Below are 15,366 nucleotides of genomic sequence, written 5' to 3' on the forward strand. Positions count from 1 at the left end.
GATGACCACTGACACTCGGGTGTGGACTGTCACTGCCGCGCGCTCGTGTGCGACGCCCTCTGCACAGCCTCCACCTGTGGCCGGGCGCCCGGCAAAGCGCTTTGACCTGCGCAGATGCATTACTGCCGAGTCGCTGCGCAATCGCGTTGCGGACTGATCTCTGGACGCGCACTGACCTGCGGCTTTACCGTCGGGTCGTCATCAGCCCTGGAGGGCTCGCAACCGGACCGCCCAGCCGACTACGGGCTGAGCCTGCTGTCGTCATCAGCCCTGGAGGGCTCGCAACCTGCTGCGGCAGCTGTGGCTGCCGGTCGTCGACTTGTCGTCATCAGCCCTGGAGGGCTCGCAACGCCAGCAGCTCGACCAGGTGCAGGCCGCGCCCGCTCTCGTGTCGTCATCAGCCCTGGAAGGCTCGCAACAGCAGGGGTCCGGGCCGGGTAGCCCCCGGTACCGACAGTCGTCATCAGCCCTGGAGGGCTCGCAACCGGTCTCCATCACTGGCCCCCCGCCGGGTCGTACGCGTCGTCATCAGCCCTGGAGGGCTCGCAACCCGAAGTGAGGCGACTCGATGCCTGAGTGGGACGAGGTCGTCATCAGCCCTGGAGGGCTCGCAACGCGAAGGCGCTGTGCATTCGGGCGATGTCCTCGGAGGTCGTCATCAGCCCTGGAGGGCTCGCAACCGAAGGCGTTCCCCCACGTGCGGGCCTGTGACATCGGTCGTCATCAGCCCTGGAGGGCTCGCAACTGTCCGCGTGCGCGTTCGGCCAGCACCCGGGCCGGGGTCGTCATCAGCCCTGGAGGGCTCGCAACGGCAGCCTCGCGCGGCGGTCTGTTGGCACCCACCGCGGTCATTTGCCCTGGAGGGATTACCACCTGATCACTGTGCGGCCGGTGCCCGATACGTGGCAGCCGCCGGCGTCGACATGAGGATGCGAGCGTCAGCTTCGGGGGGGCTGAGTACGGATTCAGTACACATGCCTGATGAAAATCGCCATCAACAGTGGAAATTGGCGGAGGGAGTATCCCCAGCTCAGCAGCCATATGCGCCTATCCGCCCAGCTCACGACCCCACCCCTGGGGAATTTGCAAGGCAGATGTCAGGAGTTCGAATCTCCTAGGCTCCACAAGGATTTACGCAGGTCAGCGGCCTTCTCGCCCGGTTCGGGTGAGGGGGCCGCCGGCGTGCGGTACGCATATGGCACACATCAGGCCGCGGCCTGCTCCAGGGCTGCCAGTTCGGCTGCCGCGCGCTGGACCTTCCGCGCGGCCTTCTCGGCCTTCTCCTTGGCCTTGGCAAGGACGCGGGCGCGGCGCTTGTGCATCTTCTTTCTGACCTCGTCGAGGCGGTCGGGGAAGAGGTGGCCGTAGACGTCGAGGGTCATGGTGGCGGATTTGTGGCCGAGCATGGTCTGGACGACGTTGACGTCGGCGCCGCTGGCGATGGGGGTGTGTCCAGTTAACGGCTGATCTTGGTTGTTGGGGTTCAGTCGTTGGCCGGGGTGAGCCGGGCTTCGAAGGCGATCTGGAAGGCGTTCAGGGGTGCCTTCCAGCGCATCGTCCAGCGTTTGCGGCCCTTGCCGGTCGGGTCCAGGCTCATCAGTGCCATGTAGACGCATTTCAGAGCTGCGGCCTCGGTCGGGAAGTGCCCGCGTGCCCGAACGGCCTTGCGTATGCGGGCGTTGACGGGCTCGATGGCGTTCGTCGAGCAGATGACGGTGCGGATCTCGACGTCGAAGGAGAGGAAGGGCACGAACTCGGCCCAGGCGCTCTCCCACAGGCTGATGATCGCCGGGTACTTCTTCCCCCAGGCGTCCTGGAACTCTGAGGAGCGTTCGGCCGCAGCGCTCTCGCCCGACGCGGTGTAGACGGGCTTGAGCGCCTTGGCGGTCTTGTCCCAGTCCGCGCGCGAGGCGTATCGGAAGCTGTTGCGCAGGAGGTGGACGATGCACGTCTGCACAATCGTTCGGGGCCAGACCGTCTCGACCGCCTCGGGCAGCCCCTTCGGCCCGTCGCAGACCAGCATCAGCACGTCGTCCAGGCCGCGGTTCTTCAGCTCGGTGAACACCTGCAGCCAGTACTTCGCGCCCTCGCCGCCGTCGCCGGCCCAGATGCCCAGGATGTCCCGGGTGCCCTCGACGGTGACGGCCATGACGACGTAAACGGGCCGGTTGGCGACCTTCCCGTCCCTGACCTTCACGTTGACGGCGTCCACGAGCAAAACGGGATAGACGCGGTCGAGCGGTCGGTCCTGCCATTCGGCCATGCCGTCCATCACCTGGTCGGTGATGGTGGAGATGGTCTGCTTGGAGACCTCGGCGCCGTAGACCTCGGCCAGATGCGCGGAGATCTCCCCGTGGGTGAGGCCCTTCGCGGACAGCGACAGCACCATCTCGTCCACACCCGTCAGCCGACGCTGCCGCTTCTTGGCGATCTGCGGCTCGAAGCTGCCCTCCACATCCCGGGGCACTTTGACCTCGACCGGTCCGACATCCGTCAGCACGGTCTTCACCCTGGTGCCGTTGCGGCTGTTACCGCTGTTCCGGCCAGCTGCATCGTGCTTGTCATAGCCGAGGTGATCGGTGATCTCACCTTCCAGGGCGGACCCCAGCACCCGCCTGGCCAACTGCTGCAGCAGCCCGCCCGCACCGGTCAGCTGCACGCCCTCGCTCCGGGCCCGCTCGACCAGCATCGCGATCAACTGCTCGTCCGACATGGCCGCACCGGCCAACCCAGGCACGGACTCGTGCTCGATCGTCATCCCACTCACTTGGCGTCTCCATGATCAACAGATCGGCCGTTTATTAGACACTCCCCCACCTGGACCCTGTTCCTGGACGACTACGAACAGGTCTCGTCCTCACGCGGAGACGAACACTTCGACACCATGCGCACCCGCATCCGCACCCACCGCAAGTCCCCAGCAGTCCGCACCCTGGAACAGCGCGCCCGAGAAGTCGCAACCCGGAAGGGTATGGCGGCATAGCTCGCTACTGGCAGAAGACTTGAACCGACGTGGACCGGCTCTGATCCCACTGCCTGTGCGTGCGTCGACTCCGCTATCCGTCCGCTGGGCACTCGGCCGGCTGCCCTGGTGTCACGCTAAGGCCGCATGGTCCAAGCGGCGATAGCCGGGGACAGCGCTTACGCGGTGGGATTCCACCGGCCCTCGAAGAAGGCGAGTTCGAGGAGATCCGGACAAGCCGGGGGCCAGCCGATTCCTGCCGAGGCGAGTTGGCCACTCGCGGCAGTCATCCATCGCAGGTAGACGCCATAGCGATGCGGGGTCCACCCGCCGTCGCTCCAGATCCAGGCCGCCACCTTGGCGGCGGACTGCTCGCCCATCTGCTCGCCGATGCCAGCGGCGTGGGCGCGAAGCACTCGTGCCACCCGCATGTCCAGAATCAGTGGGGCGGTGGGCGGTACGGATCCGACCGCCGGGCCCAGGAAGTAGAGAAGCTTGGTGAAGAACGCCGGACCGAGGCCCTTTACCGCCCCTCGCAGGACGCTGTACGAGGCCACCGCGCCATTGCTTCTGAGTACCTCGGCCGCTTCGGCCAGGCGGTCGGCGACACCAGACTCCTTGACGATCTCAGCCAACCGATGAGGCCCGTAGCCAGTCCTGCCCTGCCCCCAGACGTATGAGGCCACCAGTGCCTCGACCCACTCTTCCCGCGCCAAGGCACCACGCACCGCCGAGACCGCCTGGCCCCGGCTCAAGAGGGCACTTCCTGTGCCGCTCCGATCAGCCAGGCTTCCGGGCCAGGGAGCGACCGCGGCCCAGCGAGAGGGGGTGTAGGGGACTGCGTGGCTCCCAGGGCCCTTTGCGTACTGGGCGCCGGCTCCTCTCAGCCACAGGCCGAGGGCCGCAACGGCGGAGTCCGGCAGCAGACGGGCTGCCATTTCGACATCAAGGACGTCGGCGAGCTGTTGGCGGTCCATCTGGTCTCCCCGGGATGTTCTTGCAGAGCATCCTGGCAGTTGACGCTCCAGAAAGGCGCCGCATCGCAGGGACCGTAGGCGCTCCGAGGCGCCTACAGGCGGCTTCATCGCAGGTCGGCGGCCTGGCGAACCCTCCTTTCGCTCCTCGAGGAGGCCGCATCCCTGGTTGAGGCCCGACCTCCAATTACACTGGCGTCCCGGAGTTCGTTCGCGGTCAGCTGTACTTCGCCGACCCGCTGGACTTGGCCGGAGACAAGCTGGGATGTTCGTCCGAAGAGAACGGATCGCTAGTACGTTCGAACCAATTCGGACGCGGCAGAGGGAGCACGGCGGGTCTCGGGCCCGCCAGCCCAGCGGTGTGCACGTGATGGAGGGCAAATGGCGGAGCTTCGTGTAGTTGAGATCTGTGCTGGGGCAGGAGGGCAGGCCCTAGGCCTGGAGCGTGCAGGTTTCGAGCACGAGCTGGCAGTGGAGCTGGACTCCAACGCTGTTAAGACGCTGCAACACAATCGGAAAGACTGGAAGGTCGCGGCAGGCGACGTCGCCGACCCGAAGGTCTGGCGTCCCGAGGACCACAAGGGCAAGACCGACCTCCTGGCCGGCGGCGTCCCCTGCCCGCCCTTCACCATCGCCGGCAAGCAGCTCGGGGCCACTGACGAGCGGGACCTCTTCGCCTGGGCGGTCAGTCAGGTCAAGACCGTGGAGCCCAAGGCCCTCCTTCTGGAGAACGTGCGCGGCCTCAGCGCCAACCGCTTCGCGGCGTACCGCCAGCACGTATTGGACGAGCTTCAGAGGTGCGGCTACGTGGCCTCATGGAGGCTGCTCCAGGCCTCCGACTTCGGCGTCCCGCAGCTGCGGCCCAGGTTCGTGCTGGTCGCGCTGAAGCGCGAGTACGCCGAATACTTCACCTGGCCGGAGCCGCTTGAGGGGGATAAGCCGACAGTGGGCGGAACCCTGGCGGGCATGATGGGCTCTGGCGGCTGGGAAGGCGCCGACGCATGGGCAGAGGGCGCTCTCGCCATTGCTCCGACGATCGTCGGCGGCTCGAAGAAGCACGGCGGCGCCGACCTCGGGCCTACCAGGGCCAAGGCCGCATGGAAGAAGCTGGGCGTGGACGCTATGGGCGTGGCCGATGCGCCGCCGAAGGCCGGATGGGTCGTGCCCGAAGGCAAGCCGGGACCGAAGCTGACGTGCGAGATGGTCGCCCGCATCCAAGGGTGGGAGGAGGGGGAGTGGGAGTTCACCGGCGGCAAGACCACCCGGTACCGGCAGATCGGCAACGCCTTCCCCCCGCCTGTGGCCGAAGCGGTCGGCCGGTCCATTTACCAGGCTCTGGAAAAGCAGGGCAAGCGGGTCGACCTTGTGGAAACCACTGAGGTGATCCACGACCCCGTCTACAAGCTGCTGCGCGGTGCCGAACGCCCGGTCGGCATGAGCCAGATCATCACGAAGCTCCAAAAGGGCGGGGTGGAGCTGAGCGAGCCCGAGGTGGAGCGCCATCTTGCCCACCTCGAGAGGGACTTCGTGATCGAGCGGGCGAAGCGCTCTGGCGGCACCTACGCCTACACCCTCGGCGAGTTCAAGGCCTTCGTCGGGCAGGAAAGCCACGAGCGGCACGAGCTGTTCGCCGTGAACAAGGCCAAGATCAGCTGAGCCGCGCTGGGCCGGGGCGCAGGCACAATGCCGGCCCCGGCCAGGTCACCGTCCGCTCCGGCGCTCCCGCGTCGCCTTGCGCTCGCTGACAGCCGCGACCACGGCCGCCGCGCACTCGCCCGCCGCCTCGTGTTCCCAGAAGCGCATGACCAGCCAGCCGGCGTCTTCCAAGCGCGCGTCGGTCTCGCGGTCGCGGCGCATATTGCCGCCGATCTTTTCCCGCCAGTAGTCGGGGTTGGTCTTCGGCGGCACAAAGTGCTGCTCACACCCGTGCCAGAAGCAACCGTCAACGAAGACCGCTATCCGGACGGGGCGGAACACCATGTCGGCGGTCCTGCGCATGCCGGGCAGCGGCTTGGCCGCGACGCGGTAGCGCAGGCCGGCCGCGTGGACCAGGGAGCGCAGGGCCAGCTCCGGGGCGGTGTCGCGAGCGCGGTTGCCCAGCATGCTGCGCCGGTTGGCGGCCGATGAGGCCCACGAGCCCTTCGGCGCAGTCCATGCGGCGCCTGCGTCGGCGTCGTCTGCTTTCGCGCTCATATCTCGGGCAGTTTCGGAACGGTCTCTTCGGGGTCCGACGGCAGTGCTCGTACCCACTGCTCTCCGTTCAATTCAATGTAGGGTGCGTCGCTGTTGTGTGCCTGCCGGCGGACGAGCCGCACACTCACCGAGTCCCCGGCCTGCGGGACGGGCAGACCCAGCAGACGCGCGATGTCGCCATGGCTCGTGTAGTGGCCGAGGATGACGATGCCGCGGGACTGAAGGCGCGAGCGGGAGCCGCCGTTGTAGCGGACCCGCTTCATGTAGTCCTCCTGCATGGCCACGGTGGCGACCACGGTCCGGCTGACGCGCTTCCCCTGGGCACGCAAGAAGAGCTCGTCGACCCGGCCCTGTCCCGACTTCTGGGCGAAGACCGAGTCCGCATCATCCGGCGAGAGCCCAAGCAGCATGTTCTCCTTGAGCGGGGCCTCACGGAAGAGCCAGCGGATGGCTTCCCGCCCTGCTCTGTTCAGGGTGGTCTTAGCATCGCGGTTTCCGCCCGTGTTGAGGCAGCCGGGAGCCGCTCGCACCAGACCGGCGGACCACCGCGCTTTGATGTCGCTGGCCCAGACAACGAGCAGCAGGTGCCCGACGGCTTCCGGGGGGATCATCCAGCCGCCCGGGGTCTGGGAGAACTTGCAGTCCACGTCGACCCCGGCGATGCGGTAATCCATGTCCACTCCGTCGCCGAAGCCGAATTCGCGCTGGAGATTGATCTCGACGAGGGTTCCCATATGGGCCTTCTCGGTCTTGTAGAGCTGCTCCCAGCGGAAGCGGCCGGTGTGCTGTCCGTCGAGGAGCATGTCGATGCTCCTGCGGATCGCACCGGCGAAGCGCGCTCCGTCCAGATCCTGCCGCAGGATCGCCGCCGCCACGGCTTCCAGCTCCGCATCCTGCTCAGGCTGCGGCCCCCACAGCGGGGCCTGTACCCCCTCAATGCCTTCATCCACAGCACGTGACCCTATCCGTCCCCGCTTCGCGGACAGGCACCGCGGCGGGCGTGGAACACTCGGTGCCATGATCCGCGAACCCGCTGAAACCGCTGTCGATGAAGACGGACGAGTCGCCTTGCCGCTTGGCCTCTTGGCCGAAGCGGGTCTCGATACGGGGTCCAGGCTGCTCGCCTTCAGCGACGGCGACGGCCGCATCGTGCTCCAGCGTGAGGCGGACGCAGTCGAGCACCTGTTGCACGACGGGACGCTCTGATCCGCGGATTGCGCGGCGGCGTCAGCTGCTCTCGGCTTCCGGTCCCCGGGCGTGGCGGAGCAGGGCCTGGAGGTCCGCTGCGTCCATGCCTGCGGCGAAGGCCGGCTCCTCTTCGAGGTCGCTGAGCATCTGCACGGAGGGGTCGTCCAGGATCCTGCCCATGAAGTCGAGCTTCTCGCCGAGGCGCATGGCGACAACCTCGTCCGCAGTCCCCTCTGACGCCAGGATGGTGATGCGGGTCACGGCGTCTGGGGCGAGTCCGAGCCGGTGGATGCGGTCGAGGCTCTGGAGGAAGCGCCCGGCCTGGAAGTCGCGGTCGATGAACACCGCGTCGTGGCAGACCTGGTGCAGGCTGATGCCCTCGCCGAGAGTGGCCGGATTGGAGACGAGGACCGCACAGTCCGCGTCCTCCCGGAAACGACGCAACTGTTCGTCCCTGTCAGGGGTCCCCCCGTGCACGACGGCTGGGCGGTAGTCCGCGAAGAGGCGCTCCAGCGTCGTGATGCTCCGCACGAAGCTTGCCCATACCAGCGTCTTGCGCCCTTCCGCGGCGTTGGCTGCCACGATCGCCAGCGCCTCCTGGTACTTGGGCGGCACCTCGTAGCTCGGCAGCTTCCGGAGGAGCGCCATGAGAGGGTCGCCATCGGGGACGGTGAGCGGCGGTACCCGGAGCGAGAGGGGCTCGTACTTGGTGGCGCCCGCAACGAGGAGGGCCGGACTGGTTGCGGCCATCAGCAGGCGGAGCACTGCCTTGCCCAAGGCTTGGAAGTCCGAGCGGCTGGACTCGGCGCGCGCGGTGAAGCGGCCGACCATCGCGTCGTAGATCTCGCGGTGCAGCGGGGGCATGGGCAGCATCCGCAGCCGCAGGTCGACGGGCGGGAGGCCGAGCTCCTGCTTGGTGGTGCGGGTGTAGAGCGGACTCAGGACGCGGCTGGCCTCGGCGAGGTCGCCGCCGTCGACTGCCTGGGTCACCACCCGGCGGCCATGGCCGGGCCAGACGAACGACAGCAGGTTCTCCAGGTCCTTCGCACCGTTCGGTGCCGGGGTACCCGTGAGGATGAGCCGGCGGGTGCTCAGCGGGCCGAGGGCCAGGCAGACGGCCCCGTACACGCCGGCGCCGCCGAGCTTCATGCGGTGGGCCTCGTCCAGGACCAGCATCGTGGGCACAGAGGCGAGCCAGTCCGCCAGTCCGAACTGGGAACGGCCGAGCCGCTCGTAGTTCACCAGGAGGACGTCGGCGGACTCGGGCATCCGGCTGCCGACCACCTGGACGTCCAGCGGCCGTTCGAAGCAGACACGGCTCTCGAACTGCCACGCCTCATAGGCGGACTTGGGGCTGACGACGAGCAGCCGGTCGACCTCGCCGCGCTCGCGGAGCGCGGCGAACACGGCCAGCGCTACCCGGGTCTTGCCGGCCCCCGGCACGCTGAAGTTCGCCCCGTGCCGCAGCGACAGCAGCCGGGCCGCGTCCCGCTGCTGGAAGGAGGTCAGACCGCCGCGCCATCCGTCGCCCAGCAGGCCGTCGAGGTCTTCCGGCGCGACGGCTTCCCCGTCGGTCCCGCCGTTGAGGAACCGCTCCGCGGTCTCGGCGGTGTCGAGCATCTCCTCGACCAGAGCCTGGAAGGGGCCGTCGAAGACGACACCCTCCGGGTCGGGCCATCCGGCGAGTGCTTCGAGGCCCGCGACGAACTCATCGACCGGGATCGCGGCGGTGAGCAGTTCGGTCATCCGGCCGCTGGGGAACCGGGACAGCAGCCGAGCGAGGTCCCCCTTGTGTTCCGGAACCGTCCGCAGCAGTGCCCGGGTCCGACTGATGTCGAACCCGAGGGCGAGGCTGGGAGCGGTGGTATCCGGCACTCACAGTCCTTCTTTGAGCAGTCCGAACAGCCAGGAGGTCTCGTCCCCGGGTTCGGGGATGGTGCGCTTGACCTCGACGGCGAGCTTACCCAGGCTCTTCCTGAGCTTGGCTACGGCGTCATCGAAGGCGTCCTCGTCGAGGCTGCGCGAGCTGCGGGACATGACCAGGTCGGTGACGCACTGGTCGATGTCCTGGCACGCGTCGGCCAGCCGGGCGGGAGCGGCCTGCTTGCGCTTGCGTACCCGGGCGTCCTTGCCGGCGAACTCGAGGGACTCCTCGAAGGCGTCCTTGTACGTCGCGAGGGTGTTCTGCGCCCGCACCCCGTCGCGGCTGCTGAGCGACACATCCGCAGAGCTGAGTGCACGGGCCTGGAGGAGCGCATCGGTCATCGCACGGGCCGAGGCCAGCCTGTCGGACGGTCCCTTCACCGACCGCGCCAGCCCGGGGATCTTCACCTCGCCTGCAGCCGGCGCCTTGGGCTGCAGGTCCTCCGGGAGCGCCTTCGCGAGGTAGCGGTCCTGGAAGTCGGACTCGATGAGCCGCACGTCGGTCTTGGAGAACCCCAGCGCGATAGCCGAGAGGCGGGACTCCAGCATAAGCTCCGCCTTGTCCGGATTGCTGGCGGCCTCCTTGGCGTACTTGCGGTGGAGCTCCCGAAGCTTCTCCGTGTGGTCCTCGAACGCGATGAGCGGGAGTGCCTTCCCGCTGGCCTCGCTCCTCTTGATCATTGTCCGGATGACGCTGAGGACCCACTGGTCCCGCCGGCACGCCTCTACGGTGCTGCGGAAGGCCGTCGCAATAGCCGACAGCGACGTTCCCTGCGCCGCCATCTCATCGATGGCGAGCAGCCGGTTGATGTACGAGTAGTCCCTGCGGTGGTCCTTGCGCAGCTGGAGCGAGAGCTCGACAGCGGCGATGTCGGACCAGTCGCACGACTCGGGCAGCACAGCGACGCGCATGGCGTGGGCCGGCCCGAACTCCTGCAGCAGGGCCGCGCGCCGGGTGTTGCCGTTGACGAGGATGCCGTCGCGGGTGATCAGGCCGGGGTCGTTCTGCCCGTAGTCCCGGAGGCTTTCAGCCAGGTGGACGAACTCGGGGTCCGGCCGGGAGGGGTCAGCCGGCAGCGCCTTGAGCAGGAGGTCGAGGTACTCCTGGCTCTCGTCGCTCCACGGCGCGGTATCCAGCAGCCCGTCCCGGTGCACGTCGTGGCTGCGCTGGGCACGGATGCGGTGCGTGGCGGGGTTGTAGTAGAGCTCCCCCACCTGCATTTCGATGACGTCGAAGTGGCCGGGCTTGCCGCGCCACTCGATCGTCAGGGTCTCGCGGGCCCCGTCGCCGTCAGCGAGTTCCTTCAACCGCCGTGCCACCTTCGCGCGGTTCTCCTCGGCGCGGGCGGGGCGCCCGTAGTCTTGCGTCACTGCACTCTCCCCCTGCTGGATATCTTGTTCGCCGTGCTGGTCAGAGCCCGAGCGCCGCACGTACTGCGGCGCGGGACTCCTCAGGCAGGGAGCGGTACTCGCCCCAGATCCGCTCGGCCCCGCTGAAGACCCGCTCATCTGCTTCGACCCAGCCGACGAGGGCACGGCGTTCTGCGGCAGGCAGCGCGTTGACGGCGCTCAGCACCTTCGTCAGATCTGCTACGAGTTCGCGGGCACCGAGGCGGCACCGCTGGCACTCGGTGACCAGCTCGGGCTCTTCGGCGCCATCCGCACGGCGAACCCGCCGGCGGGCGATGTCGAGTTGCGCCTGCTCATAGGTCCCCTCGTAGCGGGAGCCCGGAGTGATGCCGCACGAGCGGCACATGTTGCCATCGCGGGAGATGATCTCGCGCCGCCTGCCGGCTCCGATGGCGATCGTGCCGCGGGGCCGGGTCGCCTTTCCCGGCTCCCAGACGGGAATCCCCGGCTCCACGAACCGCTGTTCGACCGGATCGAGGCTCCCATCCTCTCTGTTCGTACTGATAGACCACCCGAAGTCCCGCAGATCGCGCATACGCCTGTCGACCTGTGAGACACCGGGGAATGCCTGGCGCAGCTCCTCCTTCGTGAAGACCTCGCCTTCACCGACGACGGTCACCAGCCAGAGGGCGACCCGCTTCATCGTTCCCAGGGAAGTGTCTTCCCACGAGGGGAGGTCGGACATTCGCACCACCGGATCTTCGGAAGTAGTTCAGGGGATGGCGGCTGGGAGGGCTGTCGCGTTGAGAGCCCACTGCCGCCAGGTTATTTATACCACGGTCACGGCGGGACATGGCAGCTCATATGTTCTAGTTGCGGTGCTTCGTGTGGGTATGTGTCCTTCCCTGCGGCGGTGTGCGCGACCACGATTCTTTACAGCGCGGTAGGGAATTCCTCCTTGTGACAGCTTTCCGAGGGCCCGCTGGCGGATGTACTGTCGATCCGCGTCGCCGTATGGCGGTCGCGCTCTCCCTCGCGCAAGGAGCCGGAGGTCCTGTGCCGCGTACGGTAAAAGTCGACATTGGCGGAGAGGCTGAGCGGAAATTCACCGCTGCCCTGAACGAGCTGTACTCCCTGTTCGCGCCGCTCACAATGGCATCGGTGGCGCGGCGGGTCGGCGTCTCCGAGCCTGCGGTCTCCCACTGGCTCCGCGGGCGGCGCGCTCCGCAAGAGCGGTCCCTCGCCCGCTTGCACTCCGAGGCGGTGAAGGTGGCGCTGACCACGGGGCGCGCCGTCCCTTACCGGCTTGACCAGTTGATCGACATGCGCCATGAAGTCTGCTGCGGCCCCTCGGCCTGCAAGGATCGACGCGCCGCCAGGTCGGCGTCGACGGAGGGGGACCGGCGCAACAGCGGATGTCCACCTGCCGGGAGCGAGGGGGACCGGCGCAACGCGCAGGCGCCATCGCTCCCGGCGGTCGGCAAGCGCTCGCCGACGGGGGAAGCTCTTGCGCTCCTCGCGGCTGGCAACCGGAATGAGGCATTCCAGCTTTTACGCCTCATGGGTATTTCTGCGCCGGTGGCGCAGATCCAGTCTGCTGTTGAAATGCTGTTGGAGCACGGCGACGAAGCTGCCGCGCGTATCCTCCTCGGGGGGATGGCGAGCCATCGGGGCGATGAGATGGTAGACATGGTGATCTTCGCATTCCATGCGCAGATGGAGGTGCAATCTTGACCCGCCCGATGGGCGGGCGGGTGTCATTCTGCGGGCTGATGGGCGTGTAACATCTTCTGCAATCCGCCGAAGTTTATTCGGCGGACCTGGAAGTTGTGAAGCCTTTGCGGCGCTTATTCGCCATGTGGTTTTTTCGCCGATACGTCCTTGAGTCAATGCGAGAAAGCAGGTCAGATACTGGTTCCCATCCAGGAGCCGCCGCCCTTCAAGGCTGCCGGCTCTATTCAGCTACGCCCGAGGAAGGGCCCGGCGGTCTGGTTTCTGAGGCCTAAGACCGGCCGGGCCCCCGAAGAACCCCATCAGACTGTTGCATCCCCGAGGAGTCCCTCGTGAGCAAGCGTAATCGTCCCCGCCCGCACATGTCGCGCAAGAGTGCGGGCCAGGGCCGCCGCGCCCGGCGGGCTAACCGTCCCGCCAACCGGGGCTCGGGCAAGCCGTCGGCCCGCTGTGGGCACTGTGCCCTGTCGGAACCCCGCAGTCCCCGGGTCTGGAAGGTCCTGTTGTCCTGGGTGGCCCGGGGTCTCGCTGATGCCGCGGCAAACCGCCTGTGGCGGTGGGCGGCCAACCTGGCCGTCTTCGTCGTGAGGCTGGCGATGCGCATCTTCTAGTGCGGCTGGTCGAAACCCCGCACTCTGGCGTTGTCGGCCAGCCGCGCAGGAGGAGTCATACGTAGTGGCACCCGGCCGCCGGCCCATTCCGCATCTGCGGTCCGGGCCGGCGGCCTCGTCTTCGCGGTCCGTCCGAGTGTGCAGTTGAACGGCAGCCGAGCAGGAGGATGCCCGGCGGACGGTCTTCCTGGGCACCCAACCCTCGGTCAGGCGGCACGCATTCAGCACACACGCCCCGCGAAGGCCCCCACCACCAGCGGAAACAAGGGAGGGGAGTTTTCCCAGTTCAGCGCGCTGCCTGCCGTATTCGCCCAGGTCACGAACCCGCACCGGGGGAATTTGCAAGGCAGATGTCAGGAGTTCGAATCTCCTAGGCTCCACAAGGATTTGTGCAGGTCAGCGGCCCTTCCCCCGATCCGGGCGGGAGGGCCGCTGGCGTCCGGTACGCATATGGCACACATCAGGCCGCGAGCTTGCTCCAGTGGTGCGGGCTGTGGACATACGCCCGCGACTCCCGCGCGGGTGGGATCTGGCGGCTGGAGAGGGCCAGCCTGTGCCCGGCGCTGTCGATGTCGGTGACGACGACCGCGGTCTCATCGCCGACCCGGACCGCGTCCTCCGGGGCTTCGTGGACCAATCCCTCGATCCCGTCAGCGACCGCGACGACGAAGCCGAACGTGACCAGCTTGGTGACCTGCCCCCCAGCATCTGGCCCACCACGATGCTGTCCGCGAAGGTGGGGAAGGGGTCCGGCTGCGTCGCACGCAGAGAGAGCCTTGCCTCTCCGTTCCACGTGTCGAACTGGAGGAACTCGCACGACACGCGCTGGCCGACCTGAACGACGTCCGAGGCCGAGTCGAAGCGGCGCCAGGACAGTTCGGGGTACGTGATGAAGCCGACGCCGGGGGAGACCGGCTGCGCGGGGCCTTCGTCCGGCGCGACGAACACGCCGAACGGCTCGATCGCCGCGACCGCCCTCGTGAGGCTTATTGGGCCTTAACCAATGACCAGCGGATTCGCTACCTGGGACCGGCCTTCCTCACCAAGGTGCTCCACTTCGCCGGCCGCGACGCGGGAGCCGACCCACAACCGGTCGTCCTGGACAGCGTGGTCACCCGCGCTCTGCGGGCGGGCGGTCAGGGCGTGGACGCCTCACGGCGGAGCAGCGGTTGGACCACACCTCAGTACGAGCAGTATCTGGCGGCAGTGCGCGCGCACGCCGAACTCCGCTCGGTTCTGCCGGACCAGGTCGAGGCGGCCCTGTTCGCCCGCGGCAAGGAAGTGTGGCCGGCCGCCGGGACGGCCTTCCCACCCTGCTCAAGAGGGGGAAGGCCGCTGAGACCGGCGAATGGGCAGCACACGTCAGGCGGTGGCTTGCTCCGACACGGCAAGTTCGGCTGCCGCCGGCGTCCGGTACGCATGGCGTACGCATCAGGCCGCGGGCGCGCTCCGCGGTGCCGAGCCCTTGGCCTGGGGGGAGCGCTCGGCGGTCGCTGCGGGCAGGTCCCAGGCCCTGTGCCTGCGACGGCCGGTCGCCCGGTGGCGCGCGGCGCCTTGGGGGACGGCGGGGTGGTGAGGGCGCGTCAGTGGTGGGGGCCGTGGCGGCCGAGGGTGTGCACGGGGGTCGCGCCGGGGCGGGTCCACTGCGGTACGGGGCGGCTGGTCGGGCCCCAGGTCGCGGCGCCGTCGGCGTCCGAGCGCCAGTACCAGCAGGCCTGGTGGCCCTTGGACGGGTGCTCCTTGCGGACATCGCCGATCACGGGCCGGCCCTCGGGGTTGTCCTCCCACGCCTCCCCGCGGCCGTACGGCGTCATGTCGAGCAGGGCGAGGGAACCGTTGACGGGCTCATTGCCGCGGCCGGTCGTGGAGTAGGTGAGGAACACGCGGTCGCCGTCGCGCAGGAAGGCGGCGAGGTGGCCCATCTGTCCGCCGATCGGCGCGGCCACGCCCCGCACCGAATACCAGGGCTGGGTGTAGCCCATGAACTCGACGTAGGCGGCCACCTCGTCCCACCGGCCCGAGGTCAGGACGGCAAAGGAGACGCCCCGGGCGTTGAGGTAGACGGCGTCCTTCGCGTGCCAGGCGGTGGTGGTGCAGCCCTCGCACTGCCCCTGGTGCGGCGCGCCGTCGTACCACATGTGCTGGTAGACCACGAGCTCGTCGCGCCCCTGGAACAGGTCGAGGAACGGGACCGGCCCGTCGGGTCCGACGACCTCGGCCGTCCCGTCGAGCTCGACCATCGGCAGCCGCCGCCGGGCCGCGGCGATCGCGTCGCCCTCACGGGTGTGCGCCTTCTCGCGGACCAGCAGCTCCTCGCGCGCTGCCTGCCAGGTGGCCAGGTCGACAACCGGCGGCGTGCCGGGGAGGTCGCTGCTCGCGTTGCCGGGCGTGGTCGTCATGGTGCCCTCCGTGGTGTCTCGTGCCGGGCAGCGTC

General features: G+C 68.3%; 13 protein-coding genes, 2 pseudogenes and 1 CRISPR repeat array. Of the genes and pseudogenes, 4 read left to right on the forward strand and 11 right to left on the reverse strand.

Going from position 1 to position 15,366, the window contains the following annotated elements; all coding sequences use genetic code 11:
- Positions 1 to 194: 194 nt before the first annotated feature.
- Positions 195 to 810: direct repeats of the CRISPR family, unit length 29 nt; unit sequence GTCGTCATCAGCCCTGGAGGGCTCGCAAC.
- 395 nt (positions 811 to 1,205) lie between these two features.
- The 3 genes from V7E46_RS00325 to V7E46_RS00335 all read right to left on the reverse strand — a co-directional run bounded on the left by V7E46_RS00325 (position 1,206) and on the right by V7E46_RS00335 (position 4,047).
- Positions 1,206 to 1,406 (reverse strand): hypothetical protein, encoded by a 201-nt coding sequence (locus tag V7E46_RS00325; RefSeq protein WP_333766495.1) that lies wholly within the window; start codon positions 1,404 to 1,406, stop codon positions 1,206 to 1,208.
- A 77-nt stretch (positions 1,407 to 1,483) separates the two neighbouring features.
- Positions 1,484 to 2,713, reverse strand: a complete 1,230-nt coding sequence (locus tag V7E46_RS00330; protein WP_333766590.1) for an IS256 family transposase — start codon at positions 2,711 to 2,713, stop codon at positions 1,484 to 1,486.
- A gap of 428 nt (positions 2,714 to 3,141) precedes the next feature.
- Complete coding sequence (locus V7E46_RS00335; protein WP_333766496.1) at positions 3,142 to 4,047, reverse strand: 8-oxoguanine DNA glycosylase OGG fold protein; 906 nt, start codon at positions 4,045 to 4,047, stop codon at positions 3,142 to 3,144.
- A 270-nt stretch (positions 4,048 to 4,317) separates the two neighbouring features.
- On the opposite strand from V7E46_RS00335, the gene V7E46_RS00340 reads away from it, so the two are divergent.
- Positions 4,318 to 5,592: a DNA cytosine methyltransferase gene (locus V7E46_RS00340; protein WP_333766497.1), complete on the forward strand. Its 1,275-nt coding sequence runs from the start codon at positions 4,318 to 4,320 to the stop codon at positions 5,590 to 5,592.
- A 45-nt stretch (positions 5,593 to 5,637) separates the two neighbouring features.
- Here the strand turns inward: V7E46_RS00340 and V7E46_RS00345 are convergent, their stop codons facing one another.
- Both V7E46_RS00345 and V7E46_RS00350 read right to left on the reverse strand, forming a co-directional pair.
- Entirely contained in the window at positions 5,638 to 6,129 is a 492-nt protein-coding gene (locus tag V7E46_RS00345) for a very short patch repair endonuclease (protein WP_333766498.1), read from the reverse strand.
- Positions 6,126 to 7,079 (reverse strand): NaeI family type II restriction endonuclease, encoded by a 954-nt coding sequence (locus tag V7E46_RS00350; protein ID WP_333766499.1) that lies wholly within the window; start codon positions 7,077 to 7,079, stop codon positions 6,126 to 6,128. The genes V7E46_RS00345 and V7E46_RS00350 overlap by 4 nt, the downstream gene beginning before the upstream one ends.
- A 67-nt stretch (positions 7,080 to 7,146) precedes the next feature.
- On the opposite strand from V7E46_RS00350, the gene V7E46_RS00355 reads away from it, so the two are divergent.
- Positions 7,147 to 7,335 (forward strand): AbrB/MazE/SpoVT family DNA-binding domain-containing protein, encoded by a 189-nt coding sequence (locus V7E46_RS00355; RefSeq protein ID WP_333766500.1) that lies wholly within the window; start codon positions 7,147 to 7,149, stop codon positions 7,333 to 7,335.
- 21 nt (positions 7,336 to 7,356) lie between these two features.
- On the opposite strand, the gene V7E46_RS00360 is transcribed toward V7E46_RS00355, so the two are convergent.
- From V7E46_RS00360 to V7E46_RS00370, 3 genes are all read right to left on the reverse strand, one after another.
- On the reverse strand, positions 7,357 to 9,063 hold the full coding sequence (locus tag V7E46_RS00360) for a DEAD/DEAH box helicase (RefSeq protein ID WP_443053929.1): 1,707 nt from the start codon (positions 9,061 to 9,063) through the stop codon (positions 7,357 to 7,359).
- Between the two features lie 129 nt (positions 9,064 to 9,192).
- Positions 9,193 to 10,611: a transcriptional regulator gene (locus tag V7E46_RS00365; RefSeq protein WP_333766502.1), complete on the reverse strand. Its 1,419-nt coding sequence runs from the start codon at positions 10,609 to 10,611 to the stop codon at positions 9,193 to 9,195.
- A gap of 40 nt (positions 10,612 to 10,651) precedes the next feature.
- Positions 10,652 to 11,335 (reverse strand): hypothetical protein, encoded by a 684-nt coding sequence (locus V7E46_RS00370; protein ID WP_333766503.1) that lies wholly within the window; start codon positions 11,333 to 11,335, stop codon positions 10,652 to 10,654.
- Between the two features lie 311 nt (positions 11,336 to 11,646).
- Here V7E46_RS00370 and V7E46_RS00375 point away from each other — a divergent pair, with 311 nt between their 5' ends.
- Positions 11,647 to 12,324 (forward strand): helix-turn-helix domain-containing protein, encoded by a 678-nt coding sequence (locus V7E46_RS00375; protein ID WP_333766504.1) that lies wholly within the window; start codon positions 11,647 to 11,649, stop codon positions 12,322 to 12,324.
- Positions 12,325 to 13,392: 1,068 nt separating this feature from the next.
- Here V7E46_RS00375 and V7E46_RS00380 read toward each other — a convergent pair.
- Positions 13,393 to 13,749 carry a S1 RNA-binding domain-containing protein gene (locus tag V7E46_RS00380; RefSeq protein WP_333766505.1) on the reverse strand — a complete coding sequence of 119 codons (357 nt, stop codon included), beginning with the start codon at positions 13,747 to 13,749 and terminating at the stop codon, positions 13,393 to 13,395.
- A gap of 5 nt (positions 13,750 to 13,754) precedes the next feature.
- A pseudogene (locus V7E46_RS00385) lies at positions 13,755 to 13,880 on the reverse strand (S1 RNA-binding domain-containing protein); the annotation flags it as partial.
- On the opposite strand from V7E46_RS00385, the pseudogene V7E46_RS33750 reads away from it, so the two are divergent.
- Positions 13,848 to 14,138: pseudogene (locus V7E46_RS33750) on the forward strand (8-oxoguanine DNA glycosylase OGG fold protein); the annotation flags it as partial. The pseudogenes V7E46_RS00385 and V7E46_RS33750 overlap by 33 nt on opposite strands.
- Positions 14,139 to 14,515: 377 nt before the next feature.
- Here the strand turns inward: V7E46_RS33750 and V7E46_RS00390 are convergent.
- A complete protein-coding gene (locus V7E46_RS00390) occupies positions 14,516 to 15,331 on the reverse strand; it encodes a DUF899 domain-containing protein (protein WP_333766506.1) in 816 nt (271 codons plus the stop codon).
- Positions 15,332 to 15,366: the final 35 nt, after the last annotated feature.

The organism is Streptomyces sp. IBSBF 2435, from assembly GCF_036815005.1.
Taxonomy (GTDB): domain Bacteria; phylum Actinomycetota; class Actinomycetes; order Streptomycetales; family Streptomycetaceae; genus Actinacidiphila.

Coding starts and splice junctions, on each gene's coding strand:
- V7E46_RS00325 (WP_333766495.1), bottom strand. CDS start 1,406: ATGCTCGGCCACAAATCCGCCACCATGACCCTCGACGTCTACGGCCAC.
- V7E46_RS00330 (WP_333766590.1), bottom strand. CDS start 2,713: ATGTCGGACGAGCAGTTGATCGCGATGCTGGTCGAGCGGGCCCGGAGC.
- V7E46_RS00335 (WP_333766496.1), bottom strand. CDS start 4,047: ATGAAGCCGCCTGTAGGCGCCTCGGAGCGCCTACGGTCCCTGCGATGC.
- V7E46_RS00340 (WP_333766497.1), top strand. CDS start 4,318: ATGGCGGAGCTTCGTGTAGTTGAGATCTGTGCTGGGGCAGGAGGGCAG.
- V7E46_RS00345 (WP_333766498.1), bottom strand. CDS start 6,129: ATGAGCGCGAAAGCAGACGACGCCGACGCAGGCGCCGCATGGACTGCG.
- V7E46_RS00355 (WP_333766500.1), top strand. CDS start 7,147: ATGATCCGCGAACCCGCTGAAACCGCTGTCGATGAAGACGGACGAGTC.
- V7E46_RS00360 (WP_443053929.1), bottom strand. CDS start 9,063: ATGACCGAACTGCTCACCGCCGCGATCCCGGTCGATGAGTTCGTCGCG.
- V7E46_RS00370 (WP_333766503.1), bottom strand. CDS start 11,335: ATGTCCGACCTCCCCTCGTGGGAAGACACTTCCCTGGGAACGATGAAG.
- V7E46_RS00390 (WP_333766506.1), bottom strand. CDS start 15,331: ATGACGACCACGCCCGGCAACGCGAGCAGCGACCTCCCCGGCACGCCG.